We start from the raw sequence: 23,878 nt of genomic DNA, 5'->3' as shown, positions 1-23,878 counted from the left end.
ATGCTACGGGCCCGGCCTACCCGGACGGCAAGCGGTTTCGGCCCCCGCCCGTCCGCACGTCGGTCAGGGCCACCAGCAGCGCCGCGAGCACCAGGCCCGCCGCGACGGTGACGCCCAGTTGGAAGGCGTACGCCCAGTCCGGGTGCGGCCCGGCGGCGTGCGCGAAGAACACCGAGCCGACCACCGCGATGCCCACCGCCGAGCCGACCCGCTGGGCGGTCTGCAGCACCCCGCCCGCGCTGCCCGCCCTGGTCAGCGGCACCTGCTGGAGCGTCAGCGTCTGGTTCGGCGCGATCACCAGCCCGCTGCCCGCCCCCGCGACCAGCAGCGGCAGCGCCGTCGTCCAGCCCACCGAGGGCCCCGACCACAGCTGCACCGCCAGCGCCGAGCCCAGCAGGCCGAGCAGCACCATCACCAGCCCCAGCACCACCAGCCGCCGGCCGAGCCGGCTCACCAGCCGTCCGCCCACCGCCGCCGCGACGCCCGAGCCGACCGCGAACGGGGTGATCGCCAGGCCCGCCTTCAGGGCCGAGTAGTGCTGGCCCGCCTGGAGGTACAGCGTGAAGATGAAGAAGATCGCGGTGAACCCGGCGAAGTACACCAGCGACAGCAGCACCCCCGCCGCGTACGGGCGCACCGCGAACAGCGCGAGACTGACCAGCGGCTCCCGGCGCCGCCCGTAGGCGCGCTCCCAGCCGACGAAGGCGGCCAGCAGCACCGCCGCCAGCGGCAGCAGCAGCCAGCGCGCCGAGCCGTGCCACTGCCGCTCCTGGACGAACGGCAGCAGCAGCGCGACCGTCCCGGCGCCGAGCAGCAGCACCCCGACCGGGTCGAAGTCGCGGTGCCCGGCCCGCTCGCCGGCCGGCGGGGGCGGCGGCAGCAGCCGGCGGGCGATCGGCAGGGCGGCCACGCCGATCGGCAGGTTGACCAGGAACACCCAGCGCCAGCCGTCCTGCGGCCCGGCCAGGTGGATCAGCAGCCCGCCGAGCAGCGGGCCGACCGCCGTGGACAGCCCGATGGTCGCGCCGAGCGCGCCGAACGCCCGGCCGCGCTCGGGGCCCTGGAACAGCGTCTGGATGAAGCCGGACACCTGCGGCACCAGCACCCCGCCGGCCGCGCCCTGGAACAACCGGGCCAGCACCAGCCACTCCTGGTTCTGCGCCGCCCCGGCCAGCGCGCTCGCGGCCGTGAACAGGGCGAGCCCGGTGAGGAAGACGGCCCGCCGGCTGCGCGCGTCGCCGAGGCGCCCGGCCGGGACGAGCACCAGGCCGAAGGCGAGCGCGTAGCCGCTGAGCACCCACTGCAGGCCGCTCTCCGACATGTGCAGCCCGGCCCGGACGGTGGGCAGCGCGACGTTCACGATGCTGACGTCCAGCAGGGTCATGAACCCGGCGACCAGGCAGACGGCGAGCGCCTCCCAGCGCCGCCGCCCGGCCCGGCCGCCCACGGCGGTGGCGCCGGGCGGCGGCTGCGGCGCACTGCGGGGGGACGGTCCGGTCATGGGGCAGCCTGTTCGCGGAGGGCGCGGAGGGCGGGGGCGTGCTGCTCGGCCCATCGTCGCCCCGCCCGTACGCCGCCGCCAGGCAGGGCCCGGCCCCTCACCCGGACGGCCGAACCCGGTCGCGACCGGATCGCGACCGGCCCGTGCGCCGCCGAGGCTGAGCCCATGACAGTCGCCACCGAGCCCCAGCCGTCCGCGCCGCCGGTGCTGGACGTACGGCAGCGCAACGTCGTCTTCGGCACCATCGTGCTCGGCATGCTGCTCGCCGCCCTCGACCAGACCATCGTGGGCACCGCGCTGCCCACCATCGTCTCGGACCTCGGCGGGGCCGCGCACATGTCCTGGGTGGTCACGGCGTACCTGCTGGCCGAGACCGTCGCCACCGTGCTGGCCGGCAAGTTCGGCGACCTGTACGGGCGCAAGCTGCTGTTCCAAGTGTCGGCGATCGTCTTCATCTCCGGCTCGTTCCTGTGCGGCCTGGCCACCAACATGACGCTGCTGATCGCCTGGCGGGCCGTCCAGGGCATCGGCGCGGGCGGCCTGATGGTCACCGCGATGGCGCTGATCGCCGACGTCATCCCGCTGCGCGAACGCGGCAAGTACCAGGGCGCGATCGGCGCGGTGTTCGGCGTCGCCACGGTGATCGGCCCGCTGCTGGGCGGGCTGTTCACCGACCACCTGTCCTGGCGCTGGGCCTTCTACGTCAACGTGCCGATCGCGATCGTGGTGGTCGCGGCCGCCGCCCGGACCATCCCCTCGGTCCGCTCGGCCGTGCGGCCGGTGATCGACTACCTGGGCATCGCGCTGGTCTCGGTCGGCGCCAGCGCCCTGATCCTGGCGACCAGTTGGGGCGGCAACCAGTACGCGTGGGGCTCCGGCGTGATCGTCGCCCTGTTCGTCGGCGGCGCGGTGGCGCTCGGCCTGTTCTGCTGGGCGGAGACCCGGGCCGCCGAACCCATGCTGCCGATGCGGCTGTTCCGCAACCCGGTGTTCGCGGTCTGCTCGGTGCTCAGCTTCATCGTCGGCTTCGCGATGCTCGGCGCGCTGACCTTCCTGCCGACCTTCCTGCAGTACGTGGACGGCGACTCGGCGACGGTCTCCGGCGTCCGGATGCTGCCCATGGTGATCGGCCTGCTGATCGCCTCGATCGCCAGCGGCAACGTGGTCAGCAAGACCGGCAAGTACCGGCTGTTCCCGATCGCCGGGACGCTCGTGATGGGCGTCGGCCTCTACCTGCTCTCCCGGCTGGAGCCCGGCACCGGCACGGCCCTCGCCTCCCTGTACATGTTCGTGCTCGGCGTCGGCATCGGGCTGAGCATGCAGGTGCTCACCATCGCCGTGCAGAACACCGTCGACTACACCGACCTGGGCACCGCCACCTCCGGCGTGACCTTCTTCCGCACCATCGGCAGCTCCTTCGGCACCGCCGTGTTCGGCACCATCTACGCCAACAGCCTCAAGACCGAGCTCGGCAAGGGCGTCGGCACCGCCGCCCGCCTCACCGGCGCCGACCCGGCCGTCCTCGCCAAGGCCGCCGAGAGCCCGCAGGGGCTGCACAAGCTGCCCGCCGAGCAGGCCGCGCCGATCGTCCAGGCGTACTCGGACGCCCTGCACACCGTGTACCTGTGGACGATCCCGGTGGCGGCGGTCGGCCTGGTGGTCGCGCTGTTCCTCAAGCAGGTGCCGCTGCGCGACACCGCCCGGGCCGGCTCGACCGACATGGGCGAGGGCTTCGGGCAGCCGACCACCAGCGACTCCGACCCGCACCTGGAGTACGCCGTCTGCAAGATCGTACGCGGCGTGGACCTGACCACCGTCCGCTCGATCGTCGGCACCGCCGACACCGGCCTCGACCTCGCCGGCGCCTGGGCGCTGATGGAGGTCGCCGGGCACACCAAGGCGGTCGGCCACGCCTCGCTGGACCTCATCGCCGCCCGCAAACGCGTCCCGCCCGAGGTGCTGGAACCGGTCTTCGACCGGATGACCGCCGAGGGCTTCCTCACCCGCGACGGCGACCGCCTCGCCCCCACCGAGGCCGGCAGCCGCGAGGTCCGCACCCTCGCCGGCGCCTGGTCGGACTGGCTCAACGCCCGCCTCGACGCCGACGCCGGCCGCCCCCGCAGCCCCCAGCTGCGCACCGCCGCCACCGCCATCGCCTGGCGCCTCCTCGTCGAGGACCTCACCAACGGCCTCCCCGCCCACGCCCGCCCGAAGGACAGCGCCCGGGTGTAGCCGCCTTCCCGGCTACAGGCGAGTGGTGTCGAGGTCGAGGTCGAACGGCGCCGGGAGGTGCACGGGCACGCCGAAGGGGTGCGGGCCGCTCTCCGCCGCGTAGCCCAGCCGGGTCGGCTCGCTGTACAGGGTGCAGGCGCGGTTCTGCCGGTCGACGAGGAGGTAGAGCGGAGCGCCGTACTGGCCGTAGCGACGGCGCTTGACGACGCGGTCGGTGTCCGCGTGGGAAGGGGAACTGATCTCGACGATCAGGAGGGTCTGATCGGGCAGCAGTGCGCCTTCGGTCTTCGCCGCGAGGTCGGCGGGCACGACGGCCAGGTCCGGGACGTACCAGTTCTCGCTGCCGGGCAGGTCGAGGTCGCCGGAGCCGGACACCAGGTCGAGCTGTTCCAGGCGGGGGCCGAGTTGGCGGCGGACGACCTCGGCGGCGGACTCGTGTGCCCACGACGGCGACCTGGGGGTGATGACTCCCTCGACGATCTCGGCGCGGTCGCCCGCGACGTGCTGAACCGCGTACTTCAGTGCCCGCTCGGGGTCGCTGACAGAGCTGTAGTCGCCAGGAACGTGGGGTGCGGTACGCACAACCCGTCTCCTTCCCCGCAGCCACTCTCCACCGGGCCGCGTGGTCTCGCGGCCGGCCGACATCCTCAACGACCGGGAAACAGTGGACGTCACGCCGGGCACCCGATGGCCGGCCGTGCCGTCCGGCGGGAGACTGGCCGAGGGGGCGAGGCACGGTTGGAGCGCTGCGATGGGCGATGGGCGGACCTCGCCGAGGTGATCGCCGCCGATGGGCCGTTGGCGCCGCGCGAGGCGGCCCGGGTCGGCGCCGGGGTGTTGGGCGGGCTCGTCCGGGGGCACGGGTCGGGGCTGGTGCACGGGGGCGTCGAGCCGGGGCGGGTGGTGCTGGAGCGGGGACGGGCGGAGCTCGCCGCGTTCGGGGCCGGGCCGTTCGACGGCTCCCCCGGCTACGTGGCGCCCGAGCGGGCCGCGGGCCGTCCGCCCGGGCCCGAGGCGGACCTGTGGTCACTGGGCGCGACACTGTACGCGGCCGTGGAGGGCCGGCCGCCGGAGCCGGGGCAGCAGCCCGCGTCGCCTCGGGCCGGTCCGCTCGCGCCGGTCATCGCCTCGCTGCTGCGCGCCGATCCGGCGCAGCGGCCGGGCGCCGAGTGGACAGCGACAACGGCATGGGCGCCGGCGACTACTCGCCGGACAACGGCGGCCACGTGCTCCGGTTCACCGTCATCGCCAACCCGTCCGGCCAGGCCCCCGTCGACGGCTTCCGCCAGACCGAGCAGGGGCTCGTCCAACAGGGCGGCTACACCCGGATCAGCCTGCGGGCCAACACCTTCCAGGGGAACCCGGGCGCCTTCTGGGAGTTCACCTTCGACCAGGCCCACCTGGGCGCGCAGTCCTTCCTGGCCCCGAACGGCAACGAGTACACCGTCTACCTGTCCGTCCCGGAGGCCGACTGGGCCGCCTACCAGCCGGTCCTGGCCACCGCCCTGACCACCCTCACACTCCCGTAGCGGGCTTCAGGTCCCGATCTCCTCGATCCGGCGGCCGTCGACCCAGGCCGACCAGCCGTTGGAGCAGACGATGTGCGCCCAGTCCCCGGCCCGCTCCAGCACCTGCAGCTCGACCCTCGCGTCGATCCGGGTGACCGCCGTGAGCGCCGGGTCGGGCGCCGTCCAGGCGGACATGCCGCCGGACGGGACGCGGTGGGTGGGGCGGAAGGCGGGAGCGCCGGGCGGGCCGGACGGCGGGAGCCCCGGCGCGCGGCTCCGCGGTTCGGCCGCCGTCTCCCCCGCCGCATCTGCGTCCGCCGCCTTCGGCAGGTAGACCTCCTCGGGCAGCGTCAGGTCCGGGATCGGGCGCAGGAACTCGTCGGCCAGGTTGCAGGCCTCGACCACGCCGAGCGCCCGCAGCCCGAAGCGGACGGCCGACCAGTCCTCGCGGGCCCGGGTGAGGCCCTGGCTGACCAGCGCCCAGACGGTCGGCTCGGTCACCACGAACAGGACCACGTCCTCCTGCGCGACGGGCCGGCCCGCCTCGTGGCCGACCACCTGGACGTCGTGCAGCGAGAGCAGGCTGATCCAGGTGAACAGGGTGCCCGCGAAGGTCGCCAGGCTGAGGCCGAGCCCGTACGCCGGCGGATCGCCGGTGCCCGTCCGTTCGAGGTAGCCGGCCTCCTCGTAGCGGCGCAGCTCCCGTTCGGCGACGGCCGCGGTGACGGGCGGCAGGCTCGCGCCGGTCCGGCCGCCGGGGTGCAGCTGGGAGGCGAACAGCTCCGCGACGGCGTGGCTGATCCACCGCCGGTCGGCGATGCGCAGCGCGTCCTCCTGCGCCTCCAGGACGTCCGGCAGGCAGAGGGTGACCGGCACCGGCTCCGTCCGCCGCCCGGCGAAGGACCGGAAGAACGCGGTCTTGTACGCGTCGACCAGCACCAGCAGGAAGGCCAGTTGCTCGGCCGTCAGCTCCTCCTCGGGCAGCGGCATCGGCTGCCCGCTGGAGAACTGGACCTGCAACTGCACCCACCAGGCGAGGTCCTGGGGCGCGAACGGGGCGAGCAGTTCGTACCCGCCGTCGAGCGCGGGCCGCAGGCCGACGAAGATGCCCTCGGACCGACGGGAGGCGTACAGCCGGCACTGGGTGGGGGCGCTGTCGAACAGGGCGCTGCGGGCGTCCACCACCCGGTCGGGGACGGCGAGCGGGAGCAGCGCCATCCGCACCACGGAGGCGGGCAGTTCGGTGAACTCCCGGAGCAGTTCGGCGACGTCCCGGACCGGCGCGTCCGCGCCCGCGTCCGCGCCGGGGCCGGAGCCGGGACCGGGGGCGGCCAGGTCGGTGAGCGGCGACAGCACGCCGGGCGCGGGCAGGTCCAAGTGGCGTGCCAGCGGCCCGAATTCGGCCCGCGCGAGGCGGATGGTGCGGGCCAGGCCACCCGGCGAGGAGCGGTCGGGCGTCCCGGCGTCGACGCCCTCGGTTCCGGCGGCTCGGGTACCGGCGGCTCGGGTACCGACGACCTGGGTACGGGCGGCTTCGGTGTCCATGGCTCACTTTCCTTCCGCCGGCTTCTCCCCGCGCGCCGGGCCCGAGGCGACGCCCTTGAGCACGTTCCCGGCCTGCCCGCCGGCCGCCTGCGCGACGTGCCCGCCGAGCTCGCTCAGGCCGGGGCCGGGCAGGGAACGGAACGCGGGCTGCGCCGCGCCGTGCGACTGGACGAAGGCCGTGAGGTTCGAATCGACCTGCTGGGCCAGGCCGTTGATCGAGGTGCCGAACTTCTGCTGGGACAGCAGCTCCATCTGCGTGGGGGTGTAGACGCCCTTGCCGCAGTCGCCCAGGAAGGCCTTCATGTCCAGGACCCGCTGGTAGGCGCCGGGATCCGCGCCCTGGTAGTAGTACATCATCGGTTCGAGCTTGGTGGAGATGTCCTTGGCCACGCCCCGGGCGGTCTCCTGCAGCGCGCTGCCCGGGCTCAGGTCGTGCGGGTTCATGAACGTCTTGTAGGTGGTCACCGACCCGGTCTGCGCGGCCCACTTGGGGTCGGGCGGATAGCCGAGGGCGTCGTTCTTGAGCACCGGGAGGTCCTGGTACGCCTCCGGGTGCTTGCTCTGGGTGACGGCCTGCAGCGCCTGCTTCGCGTCCTGGCCACCGGTGGCGTTCGCGTACGCCTTGCCGTACGCCTGGTCGAACGCCTCGTTGGCGTTGGAGGCACTCACCGGCGCGCCGTTGAGCGTCAGTTGGTTCTGCGCCTTCAGGTCCTTGAGCTGCTTGTACAGCTCCGCGGCCCGGTCCGAGTTGGGCGGGACCTTCTCCAACTGCGCGAGGGTCTCGCGGTACTTCATCTGCTGCAGGGCCAGGTCGCGGTCCATCCCGACGGTACCCAGGCTCTTGGCGTTGCGCAGGTCGGTCAGGTCGTCGGGGGTCAGCAGGCGTCCGCCCCTGCGCCAGCCCTGCGCGTTGAGGGCGTCGACGGTGTCGACCCGGGCCTTCTCCAGCACCGGGTTGATGACCTCGGCGTACTGGCCCTGGATCTCCTTGACCGCGGTCTTCAGGCTGGCCTTGCCCTGGTAGAGGGAGTTGAGCTCGACGACCTTCTGCTTCAGCGCCTGCTGGGCCGCGGCGATCTCGTCCGGGCTCGCCCCCGCCGCCTTCAGGGCCCGCAGGTCGGCGGCCATCTGCTGGAACTCGTCGGCCGCCTTCCGCCCGGCGGCCTGTTCGGCGAGGAAGGCGGCGTCGGTGGCGGCGGTGGCGGTGGGGACGGGGCCGGGCGGCGGCTGGCCCCCGGACAGCCGGCTCAGGACCGGGGTCTCCTTGACGGCGTCGGCCGCCGCCGGCCCGATGTTCTGCAGGCCGAGCGAGTGCAGCCCGACCGCGTTGCCGAGGTCCTGGACGAAGGCGAGCGCGATGCCGAGCCGACCGGCGTGCGGGTCCGCGCTGTTGGGGTCGACGACCTGGCCGATGGTGGCCTGGTAGGCGGCCTGCAGGGTGTTGATCGGCAGCACCGCGTTCGCCATGCCGAGCAGGCCCTTGGTGAACCCGCCCTCCTCGTACCCGACGCCGAAGCCCTGGACGGCGTTGCGGCCGACCATGAACGCCCCGAGCCCGGCGGCGCCGGCGGCGGTCAGCGGCACCGCGAACGGGGCGAGCAGCAGCTCCCCGGCGATGGCGACGTGCTGCCATCCGACCGCGGCGGCCTCGTGCGCCTCGGCCGCGGCCGCCTCCAGCTCGGCGTCCGCCGCCTCCCGCTCCGAGCGGCCCTGGGCCTGGCCGACCAGGGCGGTGGTCAGCTGCCGCAGCGCGCCCGCCGTGTCCGTGCCCGGTGCGCCGCTCTCGATCTGTTGCAGGACGCGGTTGGCCATCTCGAACTGGCCGGGCGGGAGGTGGTCGATCAGGTTGCCGAGGTAGTTCTCGCGGGCCTCGGTGGCGGCCAGCTGGTGCAGGTAGTCGGTGTAGTCCCGGTCGGCCTGGCTGCCCCGCGCCTCGGCGGCCTGCAGCGCGTCCATGCCCGCGTTGCGGATCGTCTCCCGCTGCTCGTTCCCGGTCTCGTCGGCCTTGGGGACCATCGCCTCCAGTTGCTGGACGGTCTGCAGTTGGTCGGGGGTCAGGCCCTGCGCGGGGTCGACGCTCTCGTGGAGGGCCTGCAACTGGCCCCAGAACGAGGGGTCGTACATGTTGGCGCCGTCGAGCGCGGCGAGCCGGTCCCGGATCGCCTGGGCCGGGTCGGGCGCGGGCGCCGCGGCTGCGGGAGCGGGAGCGACGGCCGGGGGTTGGTCGGGCGGGGGCTGGTCGTCCCCGGCGGGCCCGGCGTCGAGGGGTTCGGGGCCCGGCGGCAGGTCCGGCAGCAGCGGGAGCGGGTCCGGGGGCGGGAGCGGCGGGAGCGGGCCGGCGTCCACCGGGAGGTCCGCCCGCGCGCCGGGCAGGGTCAGCGCCGGGTCCGCGATGCCCTGCGCGCGGCGCCAGTTGAGGTACTGGTTGAACTCGGCGTCGGTGGGCGGCCCGGTGAAGCCGGGGTGGGTGGCGCACCAGCGCTGGAAGGCCGGGTCGTCCAGCAGCCCCTGGATCCAGTTGTTGATCGCCCGGCGGTCGCCCGGCGTCAGGGCCGGCTGCGCCTGGGGCTGCCACGGCGCGCCGCCGTCGCCGTCGCGGTCACGGTCGCCGTCGCCGTCGCCGTGCGGGCCGCCGGTGCCCGGGCCTTCCTCGTCCGGGCCGCCCGTGCCCGGCCCGCCCGCCAGGGAGCCGGCGAGGTGGCCGAGGAACGAGCCCAGGACGCCGCCCAGGCCGGCCGCGGCCGCCCCGGCCGCGGAGTACCGCAGCACCGTGCCGCTGCCGGTGCAGCTCAGCCAGGACCGGCCCTGGAGCTTGCACTCGAGCGATCCACCGTCGTCGGCGCGGGCCGGCACGGCGTCGGTGATCCCGTGCAGGACCAGCACGGCACCGACCAGCAGCAGGCAGGCGGTGGCGGGCGGGCGCGTCCGGGTGGTGGCGAGCAGGACGGCGGCCGCCGCGAGCACTGCGGCCAGGACGAACTTGGCGGCGGTGTCGGTGACGAAGGCGGCGGCGACCAGCGACGCGGCGGAGCCGAGCATGCCCACCGTCATGCCGGTGACCCCGGTGATGCGGTGGTGGCGGGTCGGCGCGACCTGCTTGACCACCGCCGACCAGACCCGGCGCAGGAAGGTCGACACGATGCTGCCGAGCACGCTCGGCGCGCCGGCGAGCACGCCGACGGCGAGCACCGCACCGGCCGCGGGCGGGACGATCTGGGCGGCCAGCAGCGCGACCGCCGCGCCCCACAGCAGGTGGACGCCGGACGCCCGGTCGCCGCGGACCAGCGCGGCGAGGGTGCGCGGCAGCGCCCGCAGGTCGGCGAGGAAGCGGGCGGTGCCGACGGCGTGCCAGTAGCCGAACACGCCGAACAGCACGGTGGTGAGCAGGCCCCAGAACAGCGCGCCCTGGAAGAAGTTGCCGTGGCTGGTGGCCGGCGCCCCGTGCGGCACCTTCCGCCAGCCGCCGTAGCGGACGGCGATCAGGAGGACGTTCACGACGTAGCCGATCACGCCGCCGGCCACCGCGCCGGTCACGGCGGACCACACGTGCTCGCGCAGCCACCCGGGCAGCTGCCGGACGACCTCGCCGAGGGTCGGGACGGTCCGCGGGGCCGTGGCCGTGGTCATCTCAGCGCTCCGTCCGGTCGACGATGACGAACCCGCCCGCGTACGGCTGGTCGGAGGTGCGCACCCGCAGCACGGCGTTGCCGCCGGAGGCGAAGCAGGCCGTGGTGGTGCTCCCGGGCTCCAGCCGGGGCGCGCCGACCGCGGCGGGCAGGGTGTAGGGCACCGGGTCGCCGTTGCGCAGGGTCACGCAGCCGTGCGCGGGCACCCGCAGGTACTGCGGGTGGAACCGCCCGTCCAGCACCAGGGCGCTCGGCCCGGGGGCCACCCGCTCGCCGGCCCGCACGGGCGCCGGGGTGCCGAACGGCCGCTGCCAGGCCACCAGCACCAGCAGCACGGCCAGCAGGGCGTACGCGGTGGGGTGCGGCCCGATCTCGCGCAGCCGGCGGACGGCACGGTCGGGGTCGGCGACCAGCAGGCCCAGCGGGGCGCCGTAGGCCAGGTGCCCGGCGTAGGCGACGGCGATCAGCGGAGCGCCGCGCAGCGCGTAGACGCCGGCGACGGGCGAGGCCACCACCAGGGTCTCGATCATCAGGCCCCAGGCCAGGCCCCACGGCCAGCGCCGGCCGGAGGCGAGGACGGCGTAGGCGATCCCGAAGCCGATGCCGTTGGAGAAGTGGAACGCCCAGCCGAGCAGCCCGGTGCGCGGGGTGGAGGAGGCCGTGCCGAGGGCGAGCACGCCGTAGGTGTCGACGGGTGCGAAGAGCCGGACCCCGGCCAGCGCGAACGGCACCCGGAACAGGTCGTAGCCGAGGGTGCCCACCAGGCCGCCGACCGTCCCCACCACGAGCGCGCGGTGCACCCGGGCCGGCCGGGCCCGTCCGGCGCTCCACACACCGATGGCGGCCAGCAGCGCCAGGCTCGGCACGGTGACCGACCAGAACCAGAGGGCGAACGGCGCCAGCCCGTACGCCCAGGCCAGCAGGGGGGTGACGGGGAGCAGGCCGAGAAGCGCGCACAGGGCCCCGACACCTCGCCCACCGGGCCCGGCGGGGGCCCGGACCATCGGGCTGTCCACGGTCGAGGTGCGCTGATCTCCTCGTGTCCGTTCGGCCATTCCGGGGTCCGATCCGACCTTCTCCTGCCACGATTCCACCGGGGGGTGACCCACGGCAACCGGCGACTGCGGGCGACGGGTGACCGAACGCGACGGGTGACCGAGGGCGACGGGTGACCGAGGGCTACCCGCCGAGCTCCCAGAGCCTGATCGTGCGGTCCGCGCCCGCCGAGACGGCGCGCCGGCCGTCCGGGGTGAAGGCCACGGCGTTGACGTTCCCGGTGTGGCCCTCGTAGCGGGCCAGCTCCCGGCCGTCCCCCGGGTCGACCAGCCGGACGCGGTTGTCGACGCCGAGGGTGGCGAGCAGGTCGGCATCGTAGTAGTCGGTGCCGCTGCCGGTCAGCAGCCGCCGGCCGTCCGGGGAGACCGCGAGGCAGCGCAGGTTGCCCGCCCCGATCTCGAAGCGGCCGGTCTCCGCGCCCGTGACCGGGTCCCACACGTGCAGCAGGTTGTCCATGGTGGTGGCGACGGCGAGGCCGCCCCGGACGGCGAAGCCGACGGCGGTGACCGCGAACAGGCGCTCGCCGAACCGGCGCAGCTCCCGCCCGCCGTCCAGGTCCCACAGCCGGACCTGGTCCGCGCCGAACTCGGACTGGCCGGAGCCGGTCAGCAGCTGTCGGCGGTCCGGGGAGAACGCGACGGCGGTGACGTCGAAGGTGTGCCCCGGGAAGCGCCGCAGCTCCTGCCCGGTCGACGGGTCCCAGCAGCGCACGGTGCGGTCCCCGCAGCCGGTCGCCACCAGCCGGCCCTCCGGCGAGAAGGCGGCGGCCAGGCAGCCCTGCTCCTGCCCGTGGAGGCGGCGCAGTTCCGTCCCGGTCGCGGTGTCCCACACCACCGCCGGCCCCACGCGCCGCCGGACACCGCGAGCCGGCCGTCCGGGGCGAGGTCCGCGCACTGCACGCCGTCCTCGTGCGCGACCCAGTGCCGCAGCTCCGCGCCGGTGGGGAGGTCCCACAGCCGGAGCGTGCGGTCCCCGCCGCCGGAGAGGAGCAGCCGCCCGTCGCGGGAGACGGCGACGCAGGTGACGGCCCCCGTGTGGCCGGTGAGGACGGACGGCGGGCCCGGCGGGCTCGGCGGCGGGCCGGGTGGTGGCCCCGGCGGGGGTCCGGGCGGTGGGCCCGGGGGCGGACCCGGCGGCGGGCCGGTGGGAGGTGTCGCGTCGGCCGGCATGTCGCGCTCCAGCACAAGGAAGAGAACCCGCCCGCGACCACTCTCGACGCTACGCCTCCCCCGGCCCGCGCGCGCCACCCGTTCAGCGGCCGTGGCACCCCGGCCCGTCCGGGTACACATGGCCTGCTCGTACCCAGACGACCGAGGGAGCAGCATCACCGTGGACAAGGACCAGCTGGCCCACCTGGAGCAGCGGATCAACCACCTCGTCACCGTGACGAAGTCCGTCACCACCGACGACTACGAGGACCTGCGCAAGATCATCCACCGGCCGGGGTTCACCACTCCGGCCGAGCTCGCGCTCATCGCCGGCGCCGTCGAGGTGCTGATCCGGCAGACCGAGACCGTGGCCGAGGCCCGCCGGGGCCTGATGGACGGCGCCAGGGCGGTCGGGGCAACCGGCTGACGGCTGAGCGGTGAATGGCCGCTGACCGGCGCAACCGTTCGCCACGGTTGCGCCGGTCAGCCCGTGATCGGGGGGTTGAGCCGGGCGAAGGCCTCCTGGCGGCGGTACGGGAAGTACGGGTACGGCGCGGTACGGGCGCTCGCCGCGTCCAGCCGGGCCACCTGCTCGTCCGTCAGCGACCAGCCGACCGCGCCGAGGTTCTGCCGCAGCTGCTCCTCGTTGCGGGCGCCGATGATGACCGAGGAGACGGTGGGCCGGCGCAGCAGCCAGTTGATCGCGATCTGCGGGACGGTCCGGCCGGTCTCGGCGGCGACCTCGTCGAGCGCGTCGACCACCCGGTACAGCAGCTCGTCCTCGACCGGCGGCCCGTAGTCGGCGGTGTCGTGCAGCCGGCTGTCGGCCGGGAGCGGACGGCCGCGCCGGATGCGGCCGGTGAGCCGGCCCCAGCCGAGCGGGCTCCAGACCAGGGCGCCGACGCCCTCCTCGCGGGCGAGCGGCATCAGCTCCCACTCGTAGTCGCGGCCGACCAGCGAGTAGTAGACCTGGTGGGCGGCGTAGCGGGGCCGGCCGTGCCGGTCGGCGAGGGCGAGGGACTTCATCAGCTGCCAGCCGGAGAAGTTGGAGACGCCGGTGTAGCGGACCTTGCCGGCCCGGACCAGGTCCTCCAGGGTGGCCAGCACCTCCTCGATCGGGGTGGCGGCGTCGTAGGCGTGCAGCTGGAGGAGGTCGAGGTGGTCGGTGCCGAGGCGGCGCAGCGCGCCGTCCACGGCGCGGATCAGCCGGGCCCGGGAGGTGCCGGCGTCCTGCGGGCCGTCGCCGGTCGGGAGGCCGGCCTTGGTGGAGATGAGCACCTGGTCGCGGCGGCCGCGGACGGCCTGGCCGAGGACCTCCTCGGAGGCGCCGTCCGAGTAGACGTCGGCGGTGTCGAAGAGGGTGACCCCGGCGTCGATGGCGATGTCGAGCAGGCGGCGGGCCTCCTGGACGTCGGTGGTGCCCCAGGCGCCGAACAGCGGGCCGCGGCCGCCGAAGGTGCCGGTGCCGAGGCTGAGCGCGGGGACCTTGAGTCCGGACGCGCCGAGGCTGCGGTATTCCATCGCGGTGGTTGTGGTGGTGGTTGCGGTGGTGGTCATGCGGGTGCTCCCCTCGAAGCCGCTAATGGGACTTCCGTTCCGTTAAGATGTCTCGAAACTAGCAGACTCCACCCGACTAATGGAACAGGAATCCCGTTAATGGCCGTCGAGCCCCCCACCCCCGGCACCGCCCGCCCCGGCGGGCGGACCGCGCGGGTCCGCGCCGCCGTCCTGCGGGCCGCCGAGGACGCCCTGGTCGAGCACGGCTTCGCCGGGCTGGACCTCGGCGACCTCGCCCAGCGGGCCGAGGTCGGCCGCACCACCGTCTACCGCCGCTGGGGCAGCACCACCGCCCTGGTCGCCGACCTGCTGACCGACATGGCCGAGCAGTCGCTGCCGCGCGCCCGCACCGGCTCGCTCGCCGGGGACCTGCGGGCCAACGCGCAGCTCGTCCGGCGCACCCTCGCCGACCCCCGGCAGGGCGCGCTGTTCCGCGCCGTCCTCGCCGCGGCGAACGGCGCCCCGGGCACCGCCGATCCGGGCACCACCGAGGCGCTGCGGCGCTTCTACCGGCGCCGGGTGGAGGAATGGGCGCCGTGCGTCACGGAGGCCGTCGAGCGCGGCGAACTCCCGCCGGACACCGATGAGTTCGAGGTGATCCGGGCCGTCTCCGCACCGCTCTACTACCGGATGCTCACCACCGGCGAACCCCTCGACGAGGCCGCCGCCGACCGCGCGGCCGCCGCCGCCGAGGCCGCCGCCCGGGCGGGGGCGTACCGGCGCCCGTAGGGCTTGTCTGACAATTCGCGCGCCCGGCGGGAATCGTCAGACAAGCCCTACGGCCCGGGAACGCCGGACGGCCGGACGACGCGGGGTTGCGTCGTCCGGCCGTCCGGTGCGGTGAACCGCTCAGTCCTCGTCGAACTCCTGGTACTCCTCGCGCAGTTGCCCCAACAGCCCCGACCGGAGGTCCGACCTGTCCGGGCCCGCCTCGGTCACGGCCCCGGTCATCGATGGGTCTCCCCCGGTCGGAGCGGTGCGACGAACTCGGCCGGCCGCGCCCGGCCGGACGGATCCGGCCGGGCGCGGCGGCGTCGACGGCGGCTCAGAACCAGTCGTCGTCGTTCTCGTAGTAGTTGTTGACGACCACCTCGGGGCCGTCGTCGCTCAGCGCCTCACCGATCAGCATGCCGCCGACCAGACCGGCCGCGCCGGCGCCGATCATCGCACCGGTGCCGAAGCGGCGGCCCTCCGGCCGGCCCTGGCCGGGCACCTGCGGGTGGCCCTGCTGGACCGGCTGCGGGGAGCCGGCCTGCGGCGGGGTGTAGAACGGCGGCACGGTGGTCTGCACCCGCTGGGCGCAGGCGGCGCAGGCCTCGATCTGGCGCGGCACGCCCCACTGCGGCGACCACAGCACCGCCGTCGAACCGAGGCCGTGCGAGGGGTCGAAGAAACACGTCACGGGAGCGCTCCCTGTCACTGCGGGCTGGGTCGTCGGGGGGACGGCGGGCGCGACCGGCGCGGGCGCGACCGGCGCCGGGACGGGCGCGGCGGGCGCGGCCGGCTGGAGCACGTCGACGCCGAAGTCGGTGGCGATCCCGGCGAGGCCCGCGGCGTAGCCCTGGCCGACCGCGCGGAACTTCCAGTCCGCGCCGTGCCGGTACAGCTCGCCGAAGACCATCGCCGTCTCGCTGCCGGTCTCGGGCGTCACCGCGTAGCGGGCCAGCTCGGGCCCGCCGTCCGCGTCGGCGAGCCGGACGTACGCGCCGCGCACCTGCCCGAAGCTCTGCCGGCGGGCCGTCGCGTCGTAGATCGCGACCGCGAAGACGATCTTCTCGACCCCGGCGGCGACGTCCGGGAGCCGGACCTCGATCCCCTCCCGGTCGCCGTCGACCGCACCCGCCCCGCCCAGGTGGCGGACCGAACCGTCCGGGCTCCGCAGGTTGTTGAAGAACACGAAGTGCAGGTCCGAGAGCACCTTGCCGCCCGGCCCGCACAGCAGCGCGCTCGCGTCCAGGTCGCAGCCGGCCTCGGCCGTCCAGCCGAGGCCGATCCGGACCGTGCGCAGCCCGGGGGCCAGTCTGCTCAGCGAGACGTTGCCGCCCTTCGTCAGGGCCACACTCATGGGACTTCCTCCGTGCCGGTTGCCGCCGTATCCCCGTTCGACGACGACAACGCTGTAGAGCCCGTGCCGGTTCCCGCCCCCGTCGCGCGCGCCCGTCAGGGTCGCGTCAGTACCGGACGGGCAGTTCCAGCAGGCCGCGGGCCCGCAGGGTGGGCCGGTGGCGCAGCCGCTCGGCCGGCACGTCCAGGGCGAGGGCGGGGAAGCGGCGCAGCAGGGCGGTGAGCGCGAGGGCGGTCTCCATCCGGGCCAGCGGCGCGCCCAGGCAGTAGTGGATGCCGTGGCCGAGGGCGAGGTGGCCGTTCTCGCGGCGGCGCAGGTCGAGCCGGTCGGGGTCGGTGAACTGTTCGGGGTCGCGGTTGGCGGAGGCCAGGGCGAGCAGGACGGTCTCCCCCTTCGGGACGGTGACGCCGCCGATGGCGAGGTCCTCGCGGGCGAAGCGCCGGATGGCGAGCGGCGCCGGGCCGTCGAAGCGGGCGAACTCCTCGACGGCGCCGTCGATCAGCCCGGGTTCGGCGCGCAGCGCGGCGAGTTGCTCGGCGTGGGTGAGCAGGGCGAGGACGGCGTTGCCGATCAGGTGGACGGTGTTCTCGTAGCCGGCGAAGAGGATGAGGAAGGCGAGCGAGGTCAGTTCGTCCTCGCTGAGCCGGTCGGGCCGGTCGCCGGCGTCCTGCTCGTCCCGGACGGCGATGAGGTCGGAGAGCAGGTCGTCGCCGGGCTCGGTGCGCTTGCGCTCGATCAGGCCGGTGAAGAAGCCGAGCATGGCCTTGACGGCGGCGCGGGCCTGTTCGGGGCGGGTCGGGTCCGGGGCGATCAGGGCGTCGGTCCAGGCGCGGAAGTCCTGGCGGGCGTCCTCGGGGACGCCGAGCAGGTCGCAGATGACGGTGATCGGCAGCGGGGCGGCGTAGTCGGCGATCAGGTCGGCGCGGCCCAACGGCTCGATGCGGTCGAGGAGTTGCTCGGCGACGCGCTCGATCGGGGCGTGCAGGGCGGTGATCCGGCGCGGGGTGAAGGCCCGGGAGACGAGGCGGCGGATCCGGGTGTGGTCCGGTGGGTCCATGTTGAGCAGGTTGGCGTCGAGCGCGGGCGGCAGGGCGAAGCCGCGGTAGTTGCCGGGTGCGGCGTGCGCCTTGTCGAGGGCGAGCCGGGGGTCGGCGAGGGCCTGGCGGACGTCCGGGTAGCGGGTCACCAGCCAGACGGGCAGTCCGTCCGGGCCGAGGACGCGGTGCGCGGGCGCTTCGGCGCGCAGCCGGGCGTAGCCGCCGTAGGGGTCCGTGATCAGGGCTTTGACCGTCGGGTCGATGTCGAGGGGTGTCACCTGGCCAGCCTACGGGCACCGGCCGGGCGGTCTGGCGGGGCGTCAGGCCCTCGATTTATTGTCAGTCGCATGACACGCCTTCGCCGCGCCGCCGGACTGGCCGCCGCCCTCACCGGCACGCTCGCCGCCCTCCTCGCCCCGGCGGTCGCCCAGGCCGCCCCCGCCTCCACCCGCGTCCCCGCCCGCTGTGCGGTCGCCGACACCGCGCCGACCGACGCCGAACAGGCCCGGCTGCAGGACGGCCGCACCGCCGCCTTCACCGAACGCTCCGGCCTGGACGGGCTGGTGCACGCCTTCCCCGCCGCCCTGTGCGCCGCCCGCGGCGGCCGCCAGGCCGAGCGGATCGTCACCGCCTGGGGCCGGGCGCTGTGGCAGGCGGGCGTCGACCGCGCCCAGGGCCGCCGCCCCGGCGGCGAGCTGCCCGCGCTCGACGACCGCCCGCTGTACTGGACGCGGCTCGCCATGACCGTCCAACTCGCCCGCTGGCAGCCGACGTTCGACATCGACCGGGCCGCGCTGCGGGCCCGCTTCGAGGACGCCTCGCGCGGCCTGGACGACGGCTTCGGCACCGACCCGGCCGTCCGCCACGTCTTCGTCAGCGGCTTCGACCCGTTCGGCCTGGACACCGAACCCCGCCGCGGCAACCCGTCCGGCGCCGCCGTCCTGCAACTGCACGGCCGGCGCATCACCCTGGCCGACGGCAGCACCGCCGAAGTCCGGGCCGTCGTCCTTCCGGTGCGCTACGCCGACTTCGACGGCGGCATCGTGGAACGCGCCTTCCGCCCGCACCTGGAGCGGTCCGGCCCGCAGGCCGCCGACCTGATCACCAGCATCAGCCAGGGCTACCCCGGCACGTTCACCCTGGAGGCCTGGGCCGGACGCGCCCGCTCCGCCGACCCGGCCACCGACAACCGCGGCGCGCTCTCCGGCGGCACCGAGCAGCACCCGGTGGACGCCCCCGGCCTGGCGGACGGGCCGCAGTTCATCCGCACCACGCTGCCCACCGACGCCATGACGGCCGTCCAGCAGCCCTACCCCGTCCTGCTCAACACCCCCGTCACCGAGATCCCCGAGGGCGCCACCGACCCCGTCGACCGCCCGGACGGCCCCACCCCGGGCTCCCGCGCCGTCGCCGGCGGCGGAGGCGGCTACCTCTCCAACGAGGTCGCCTACCGCTCCAACCGCCTCCGGCTCGACCTCGCCCCCGACCTCCCCGGCGGGCACCTGCACACGCCCGTCCTCACCGGCCTGCCCGGCGACCAATCCCTGCTCACCGGCCCCGAGTTCGAGCACAACGAGGCCGCCATCGCCGATCAGGTCCGGGCGATCCTGGGCAGCGCCCGGCTCTGAGCCGCCCTGCCCCGGATCCCGCTGCTCCGGCTCCCGCTACGCCGGGTCGGCGAAGCGGGTGCCGACCGCGCGGGCCCGGGACGCCGCGATCTCCGCGTACGCGGCGTCCCGGTCCGCCCAGTGCGAGCCCTCGACCGACTTGCCGCGCTCAAGGTCCTTGTAGACCTGGAAGAAGTGGGTGATCTCCAGCAGGTCGAACTCGCGCAGGTCCCCGACGTCCCGCAGGTCCCGGTAGCGCGGGTCGCGGGCCGGCACGCACAGCACCTTGTGGTCCGGGCCGCGCTCGTCGCGCATCACCCACACGCCGACCGCCCGGCAGGTCCGCACGCAGCCCGGGACGGCCGGCTCCCCGCCCAGCACCAGGGCGTCCAGCGGCTCGCCGTCACCGCCGAGGGTGCCCACGACGTAGCCGTAGTCGGCCGGGTAGGCGGTGGCCGTGAACAGGGTGCGGTCCAGCCGGATGCGGCCCGCCGAGAAGTCCATCACGTACTTGTTCCGCGACCCCTGCGGGATCTCGATCATCACCTCGAACTCCACCGCGGCCTCCTCCTCGGCGCCCGGGGACGGCTCCTGGGGAGATTGTCCGCCGTTCCGGGCCACCCGGCACCCCTCCGCGTTCAATCCCGTCCGCTACCATCCCCGCCCATGGGGAGCTGGCGGGTCACCGTGCTGGACCACCACCGCGCGGACGGCGGGCGGCCGCAGGGCCGCCCGGAGGGGCCGCTGGCGCGGCGCGACGGCATCCAGGTGCACGGCCGGGACGGCGAGCTGAGCTGCACCGACACCACCGGCCGGCTCCGCTGGCGGGTGCCCTGCCCCGGGCGGCCGAACGCCGCGCACCTCTCCTCCGGGCGGGTCCTGGTCACCACCGACTCCGCCGGGTACACCGCCTGGGGCACCCTCGGCCCCGCCCTGCTGCTGGACCTCGCGGACGGCGCCACCGTCGCCGAACTGCGCGGCGAGCGCGGGGCGGCCCTCGGCGGCGGGCGCTTCGCGCTCGGCCTGGAGGGCTACGGCACCTTCGACACCCGGGCCTACGACCGGGACGGCACCCTCGTCGACTCCTGGCGCAGCTTCGGCCACTACGTCGTCGGCAGCGGCCTGCGGGTGGTCGAGACGGACCGCCGGCTGCCCACCGAGTCCCGGGTGGTCCGGCTGCTCCCCGGCGGCCGGATCGAGCGCGGCCCGCTGCTCACCGACCCGCAGGCCCCCGCTCCCCTCGTTCTGCCGGACGGCACCCTGCTGGTGCTGGACGCGGGGGTGCTGCGCGCGGTCGGGCGCGAGCTGGACGACACCGCGCTCGCCGACCTCCTCCCCCTGCCCGCCGACCAGGGCCACCGGTTCACCGGCACGCTGCACCGAACGGCCGAGGGGCTGACGGTCACCCTGGTCGAACGCCACCCCACCCGGATGGGCCACTACACCACCCACGCCTGGGACCTCGCCCTCCACGCGCCGTAGATCCGCCCAGCCGATGATCGGCAACTCCGGGAAGGAGGGCCGGGGGCCGCCGTGGCCGATCAGGTGGCTCGCCCGGCCCCGGGCGGACCCCGACTACCTCGGGGCGCCGCCGAATTCGCGTACGGCGTCGGTGACGATCGCCTCCAGTCGGGCGTGGTGGGCGCCGCGCCAGTAGGCCTGCCCGCAGTCGCCGCACTGGGCGAAGGCGTCGTAGGAGCGCTCGGTGCCGTCGTGCAGCTGCTCGCGCACGGTGGTCTTGGCGACGGCGCTCAGCGTGCCGTTGCAGGTGGTGCAGCGGCTCCACGGCACGAGCGGGGGCGCGAACCGGGAGAGCACGTCGCGCAGTTGCTCGGCGGGGCGGTGGCTGTAGACGTACGCGCCGGCGAACAGTTCGCGGCGGCGCAGCAGGCCGCGGTCGCGGGAGAGCATGACGCGCCGCTCGGCGGCGGAGCGGGCGGCGAGCGCGGCGTCGCCGATGTCCGGGTTCTCGTAGGCGGCGTCGATGCCGAGCAGGCGCAGCCGGCGGGCGAGGGTGCCGAGGTGGACGTCGAGCAGGAACCGCGGTGCCGCGCCCACGGGTTGCGGCCGGGCGACGGCCGCGACCGTGATCTCCTCACCGTCCGCCGGGACGTGCGCGTCGGGCACCGGCCGGCCGTCCACCAGCAGCGCGCCGACCTCGGTCAGCGGCACGCCCAGCGACTCCACGACGTGACCGAGCGTGGAGGTGCCGTCGGTGCGCAGCTCGGAGCGCCCGGCCCGCCGGGGCGCGGAGACGAAGAGGTGCAGCTCGGGGGCGAATTCGAGCCGGATCTGGGGTCGGTCCACCCGGCCAGCATGCCAGCGGGCGGGTGGCCCGGGCCACCGGGTTTCCGGCGCGGCCCGGGGCCCCGCCCGTCCGCGTGGGCGTCAGCGCTGCGGCAGCTCGCAGCCGTCCGGGCCGCAGGCCGCGCCGTCCGTACCGCCCGCGCCCTCTCCGACCAGGGTCAGCGGCACCGGCACCCGGGTCTCCCAGGCCTGCTCCAGCGCCCGGGCGAACGTCTCCGCGGGCTGCGCGCCGGAGACGCCGAGGCGCCGGTCGAGGACGAAGAACGGCACGCCGGTCGCACCCATCGCGCTCGCGGTCGCCTCGTCCTCGCGCACGGCGTCCGCGTACGCCTGCGGGTCGGCCAGCACGGCGGCCGCCGCCTCGCCGTCCAGCCCCGCCTCGACGGCCAGTTCGACCAGCCGCCCCGGCTCGAACGCCGAACGCTCCTCGGCGAAGTTGGCCCGGTACAGCGCGTCCAGCAGCTCGCCCTGCCGGCCGTGCTCCTTCGCGAAGTGCAGCAGGCGGTGCATGTCGAAGGAGTTCGCGGCGTCGCGCCCGCCCGCGTACGGCAGGCCCTCCCCGCGCGCGTTCTCGGCGATCCGCGCCTCCGTGGCCTCGGCCTGCTCCAGGCTCATGCCGTACTTGGCGGCGAGCAGCGGGATGACCGGCCGGGCCTCGTGCGGCGCGCGCGGGTCCAGCTCGAAGGAGCGGTGGACGACCTCCACCTCGCCCCGGTGCGGGAAGCGCTCCAGCGCCCGCTCGAACCGCGCCTTGCCGATGTAGCACCACGGGCAGTTGATGTCACTCCACACTTCGACACGCACGGCGCCGCACTCCTTCCGTCCCGCGCGGACCTCCCGCGCCGGCTCGGGGCACAACACGCTCGACGGGCTGAATATTTCTCGTCCTGAAATGTTCAGGTGCGGGCGGCCCGGTGCCGGCCCCGCACGGCTCAGGAGGCGGACGGCTCGATCTCCCCCGCGAAGACGATGACCTGGTCGATGAGGTTCCGCCGCAGATGGACGACGTCCGTTCCCGTCAGGCGGGGGCCGCCGTCCGGCGTGGTGAAGGCCCACCGGTACCGGGCCCACTCGTCGGGCATGTCCACCGCCGAACAGCGCGCCATCGTGCCGGTCCCCGCCGGGTGGTGCCGGATGTCCAGCACGAACCGTTCGACCGCCGCGATTCCCTCGCTGCGGCCCAACGGCCCCCAGAAGACCACGTCCGAGGTCAGGGCCTGGGCGAGCAGGGCAGTCACATAGCTGTCGTCCGAGGCGTTGAACGCGGAGATGAATGTGTCGATCGCGGTGCGTGCCGTCTCTTCCTGCATCCCCCAGTCATACCAGCCGCTGCGCGTGCGATCGTCCCGCGAGCCCGAACCTCTGCGGCCGGCCGGGTCGACTCCGCGCTACACCCCGGCCGGGGCGACCGCCACGGTGTCGCGGTCGCGGGCCGCCCAGCGGGCGATCGGGCCCATCGCGTAGCCGGCGGCGAGGAAGACGCCGCCGAAGGCCAGCCAGCCGGCGAGGCCGCCGTCGAGCAGCAGGGTGGTGAGGAGCAGCGGTCCGAGGGTGCGGGCGACGGCGACGCCGGTGTTGAAGAAGCCCTGGTACTGGCCGATGCGCTCCGGCGGTGCGAGGTCGAAGCCGAGCTGCCAGGAGCCGGCCGACTGCCGCATCTCGCCGACCACCTGCAGCGAGGCCCCGGCGACCAGCAGGGCGCCGATCGCCCACACCGGGACGTCCAGGGCGGACAGTCCGCAGACCACGCAGGACAGGAGCAGCAGCACGCCGGCCGAGCGGACGGCCCGCACCGCCGAGTCCAGCCCGGTGACGTCGCTCGCCGCGCGGACCTGGAAGAGCAGCACGGCCACGGTGTTGAGCACGAACAGCGCCGAGCCGAGCCAGCCGAGCCCGGGGGCGCGCTGGGCGATCCACAGCGGGAAGATGAGGCTGAGCAGCGGCATCCGCAGCAGCAGCACGGTGTTGACGGCGGTGACGGCGGCGTAGCGGCGGTCGCGCAGCACGGCCAGCCGCGGGCCGGCGCCCGGGCCCGACTCCGCTTGCGCGGGCGGGACTTCGGGCAGTCGGCGGAGCAGCAGCGCACCGGCCAGGAGGCCGAGGACGGTGAGGACGAAGGCGCCGAGGTAGGCGGTCCGGGTGCCGATGGTGAGGGCGATGCCGCCGATGGCGGCGCCGACCGCCAGGCCGCCGTTGAGGGTGGACTGGAGGTGGGCGAGCAGCCCGGTGCGTTCGGCGCGCGGCACCAGGCCGGCGACCAGCGCCTGCCGGGCGGCGCCGAGCCCGGACTGCGCGGTGGCGTACAGGCAGATGGCGAGCAGGAACGGCAGGAAGGAGCGGATCACCAGGAACGCGCCGACCACGGCGGCCGCGCCGAGCGCGAGCGCCACGGCCGTGCGGCGCGGGCCCCGGCGGTCGGCGAGGTGGCCGAGCGGGACGCCCGCGACCGAGCCGATCGCCCAGCCGACTGCGAGGCCGGCGCCGAGGGCGGTGGCCGACATGCCGACGACGCGGGTGAAGTAGAGCGCGGAGCAGGTGTAGTAGGCGCCGTCGCCCACCGCGCTCGCCAACTGGGCGGCGGCGAGCGTGCGCTGGGGTCCGGCGGGCGGCAGCAGGGTGAACCGGGCGGTGCTGTGGTTCGGCACTTCGTTCCTGTTCTCCGGCTTCTCCGGCCGGACGGGAGGCGCCG

The 23,878-nt window shown here is 75.2% G+C and carries 19 protein-coding genes and 2 pseudogenes; 6 read left to right on the top strand and 15 right to left on the bottom strand.

Annotated features, from left to right (window positions below; translation table 11 throughout):
- Positions 1-16: 16 nt before the first annotated feature.
- On the bottom strand, positions 17-1,501 hold the full coding sequence (locus VM95_RS14620) for an MFS transporter (protein ID WP_078859910.1): 1,485 nt from the start codon (positions 1,499-1,501) through the stop codon (positions 17-19).
- 165 nt (positions 1,502-1,666) lie between these two features.
- On the opposite strand from VM95_RS14620, the gene VM95_RS14615 reads away from it, so the two are divergent.
- Positions 1,667-3,733, top strand: a complete 2,067-nt coding sequence (locus VM95_RS14615; protein ID WP_045696533.1) for an MDR family MFS transporter — start codon at positions 1,667-1,669, stop codon at positions 3,731-3,733.
- Positions 3,734-3,745: 12 nt separating this feature from the next.
- Here VM95_RS14615 and VM95_RS14610 read toward each other — a convergent pair whose 3' ends face one another.
- Positions 3,746-4,315: a Uma2 family endonuclease gene (locus VM95_RS14610; protein WP_045696532.1), complete on the bottom strand. Its 570-nt coding sequence runs from the start codon at positions 4,313-4,315 to the stop codon at positions 3,746-3,748.
- Positions 4,316-4,902: 587 nt separating this feature from the next.
- On the opposite strand from VM95_RS14610, the gene VM95_RS42560 reads away from it, so the two are divergent.
- Complete coding sequence (locus VM95_RS42560) at positions 4,903-5,262, top strand: hypothetical protein (RefSeq protein WP_157882105.1); 360 nt, start codon at positions 4,903-4,905, stop codon at positions 5,260-5,262.
- A gap of 6 nt (positions 5,263-5,268) precedes the next feature.
- Here the strand turns inward: VM95_RS42560 and VM95_RS14600 are convergent, their stop codons facing one another.
- The 5 genes and pseudogenes from VM95_RS14600 to VM95_RS45625 form a co-directional block, all read right to left on the bottom strand.
- Positions 5,269-6,786, bottom strand: coding sequence for a hypothetical protein (locus VM95_RS14600; RefSeq protein ID WP_045696528.1), 1,518 nt, complete (start codon positions 6,784-6,786; stop codon positions 5,269-5,271).
- A 3-nt stretch (positions 6,787-6,789) separates the two neighbouring features.
- Complete coding sequence (locus tag VM95_RS14595; RefSeq protein WP_045696527.1) at positions 6,790-10,413, bottom strand: OmpH family outer membrane protein; 3,624 nt, start codon at positions 10,411-10,413, stop codon at positions 6,790-6,792.
- 1 nt (position 10,414) lies between these two features.
- The gene (locus tag VM95_RS14590; protein WP_157882104.1) at positions 10,415-11,467 is read right to left on the bottom strand and encodes a hypothetical protein; all 1,053 of its coding nucleotides are present in this window, start codon (positions 11,465-11,467) and stop codon (positions 10,415-10,417) included.
- Between the two features lie 124 nt (positions 11,468-11,591).
- Positions 11,592-12,302 carry a WD40 repeat domain-containing protein gene (locus tag VM95_RS14585; protein ID WP_157882103.1) on the bottom strand — a complete coding sequence of 237 codons (711 nt, stop codon included), beginning with the start codon at positions 12,300-12,302 and terminating at the stop codon, positions 11,592-11,594.
- Positions 12,303-12,325: 23 nt separating this feature from the next.
- Positions 12,326-12,637 (bottom strand): annotated as a pseudogene (locus VM95_RS45625) (hypothetical protein); the annotation flags it as partial.
- 160 nt (positions 12,638-12,797) lie between these two features.
- On the opposite strand from VM95_RS45625, the gene VM95_RS41550 reads away from it, so the two are divergent.
- The gene (locus VM95_RS41550) at positions 12,798-13,043 is read left to right on the top strand and encodes a hypothetical protein (RefSeq protein WP_045696520.1); all 246 of its coding nucleotides are present in this window, start codon (positions 12,798-12,800) and stop codon (positions 13,041-13,043) included.
- A 56-nt stretch (positions 13,044-13,099) separates the two neighbouring features.
- Here the strand turns inward: VM95_RS41550 and VM95_RS14575 are convergent, their stop codons facing one another.
- Positions 13,100-14,137: an aldo/keto reductase gene (locus tag VM95_RS14575; RefSeq protein ID WP_045696588.1), complete on the bottom strand. Its 1,038-nt coding sequence runs from the start codon at positions 14,135-14,137 to the stop codon at positions 13,100-13,102.
- Between the two features lie 135 nt (positions 14,138-14,272).
- Here VM95_RS14575 and VM95_RS14570 point away from each other — a divergent pair, with 135 nt between their 5' ends.
- Positions 14,273-14,902 (top strand): TetR/AcrR family transcriptional regulator, encoded by a 630-nt coding sequence (locus tag VM95_RS14570; RefSeq protein WP_045696519.1) that lies wholly within the window; start codon positions 14,273-14,275, stop codon positions 14,900-14,902.
- 781 nt (positions 14,903-15,683) lie between these two features.
- Here the strand turns inward: VM95_RS14570 and VM95_RS45475 are convergent.
- Together VM95_RS45475 and VM95_RS14560 are read right to left on the bottom strand one after the other, a co-directional pair.
- Positions 15,684-16,238, bottom strand: a pseudogene (locus tag VM95_RS45475) (TerD family protein); the annotation flags it as partial.
- A gap of 106 nt (positions 16,239-16,344) precedes the next feature.
- Positions 16,345-17,553 carry a cytochrome P450 family protein gene (locus VM95_RS14560; protein ID WP_045696515.1) on the bottom strand — a complete coding sequence of 403 codons (1,209 nt, stop codon included), beginning with the start codon at positions 17,551-17,553 and terminating at the stop codon, positions 16,345-16,347.
- 69 nt (positions 17,554-17,622) lie between these two features.
- On the opposite strand from VM95_RS14560, the gene VM95_RS14555 reads away from it, so the two are divergent.
- The gene (locus tag VM95_RS14555) at positions 17,623-18,903 is read left to right on the top strand and encodes a pyroglutamyl-peptidase I (protein ID WP_045696513.1); all 1,281 of its coding nucleotides are present in this window, start codon (positions 17,623-17,625) and stop codon (positions 18,901-18,903) included.
- Positions 18,904-18,939: 36 nt separating this feature from the next.
- Here the strand turns inward: VM95_RS14555 and VM95_RS14550 are convergent, their stop codons facing one another.
- Positions 18,940-19,440, bottom strand: a complete 501-nt coding sequence (locus VM95_RS14550; RefSeq protein ID WP_045696511.1) for an inorganic diphosphatase — start codon at positions 19,438-19,440, stop codon at positions 18,940-18,942.
- A gap of 108 nt (positions 19,441-19,548) precedes the next feature.
- On the opposite strand from VM95_RS14550, the gene VM95_RS41545 reads away from it, so the two are divergent.
- The gene (locus VM95_RS41545) at positions 19,549-20,364 is read left to right on the top strand and encodes a hypothetical protein (RefSeq protein ID WP_208615451.1); all 816 of its coding nucleotides are present in this window, start codon (positions 19,549-19,551) and stop codon (positions 20,362-20,364) included.
- Between the two features lie 93 nt (positions 20,365-20,457).
- Here VM95_RS41545 and VM95_RS14540 read toward each other — a convergent pair whose 3' ends face one another.
- The 4 genes from VM95_RS14540 to VM95_RS14525 form a co-directional block, all read right to left on the bottom strand.
- Positions 20,458-21,189, bottom strand: coding sequence for a Mut7-C RNAse domain-containing protein (locus tag VM95_RS14540; RefSeq protein WP_045696509.1), 732 nt, complete (start codon positions 21,187-21,189; stop codon positions 20,458-20,460).
- An 81-nt stretch (positions 21,190-21,270) separates the two neighbouring features.
- Positions 21,271-21,993, bottom strand: coding sequence for a DsbA family oxidoreductase (locus VM95_RS14535; protein WP_045696507.1), 723 nt, complete (start codon positions 21,991-21,993; stop codon positions 21,271-21,273).
- 128 nt (positions 21,994-22,121) lie between these two features.
- On the bottom strand, positions 22,122-22,499 hold the full coding sequence (locus VM95_RS14530; protein ID WP_045696505.1) for a nuclear transport factor 2 family protein: 378 nt from the start codon (positions 22,497-22,499) through the stop codon (positions 22,122-22,124).
- A gap of 78 nt (positions 22,500-22,577) precedes the next feature.
- Entirely contained in the window at positions 22,578-23,834 is a 1,257-nt protein-coding gene (locus tag VM95_RS14525; RefSeq protein ID WP_208615450.1) for an MFS transporter, read from the bottom strand.
- Positions 23,835-23,878 lie beyond the last annotated feature (44 nt).

Origin of the sequence: Streptomyces rubellomurinus (assembly GCF_000961885.1) — a bacterium.
In the GTDB taxonomy this organism is placed as follows: domain Bacteria; phylum Actinomycetota; class Actinomycetes; order Streptomycetales; family Streptomycetaceae; genus Kitasatospora; species Kitasatospora rubellomurina.
Note: the sequence above shows the minus strand (reverse complement) of the source record. Positions and strands in the feature narration are given on the sequence as shown.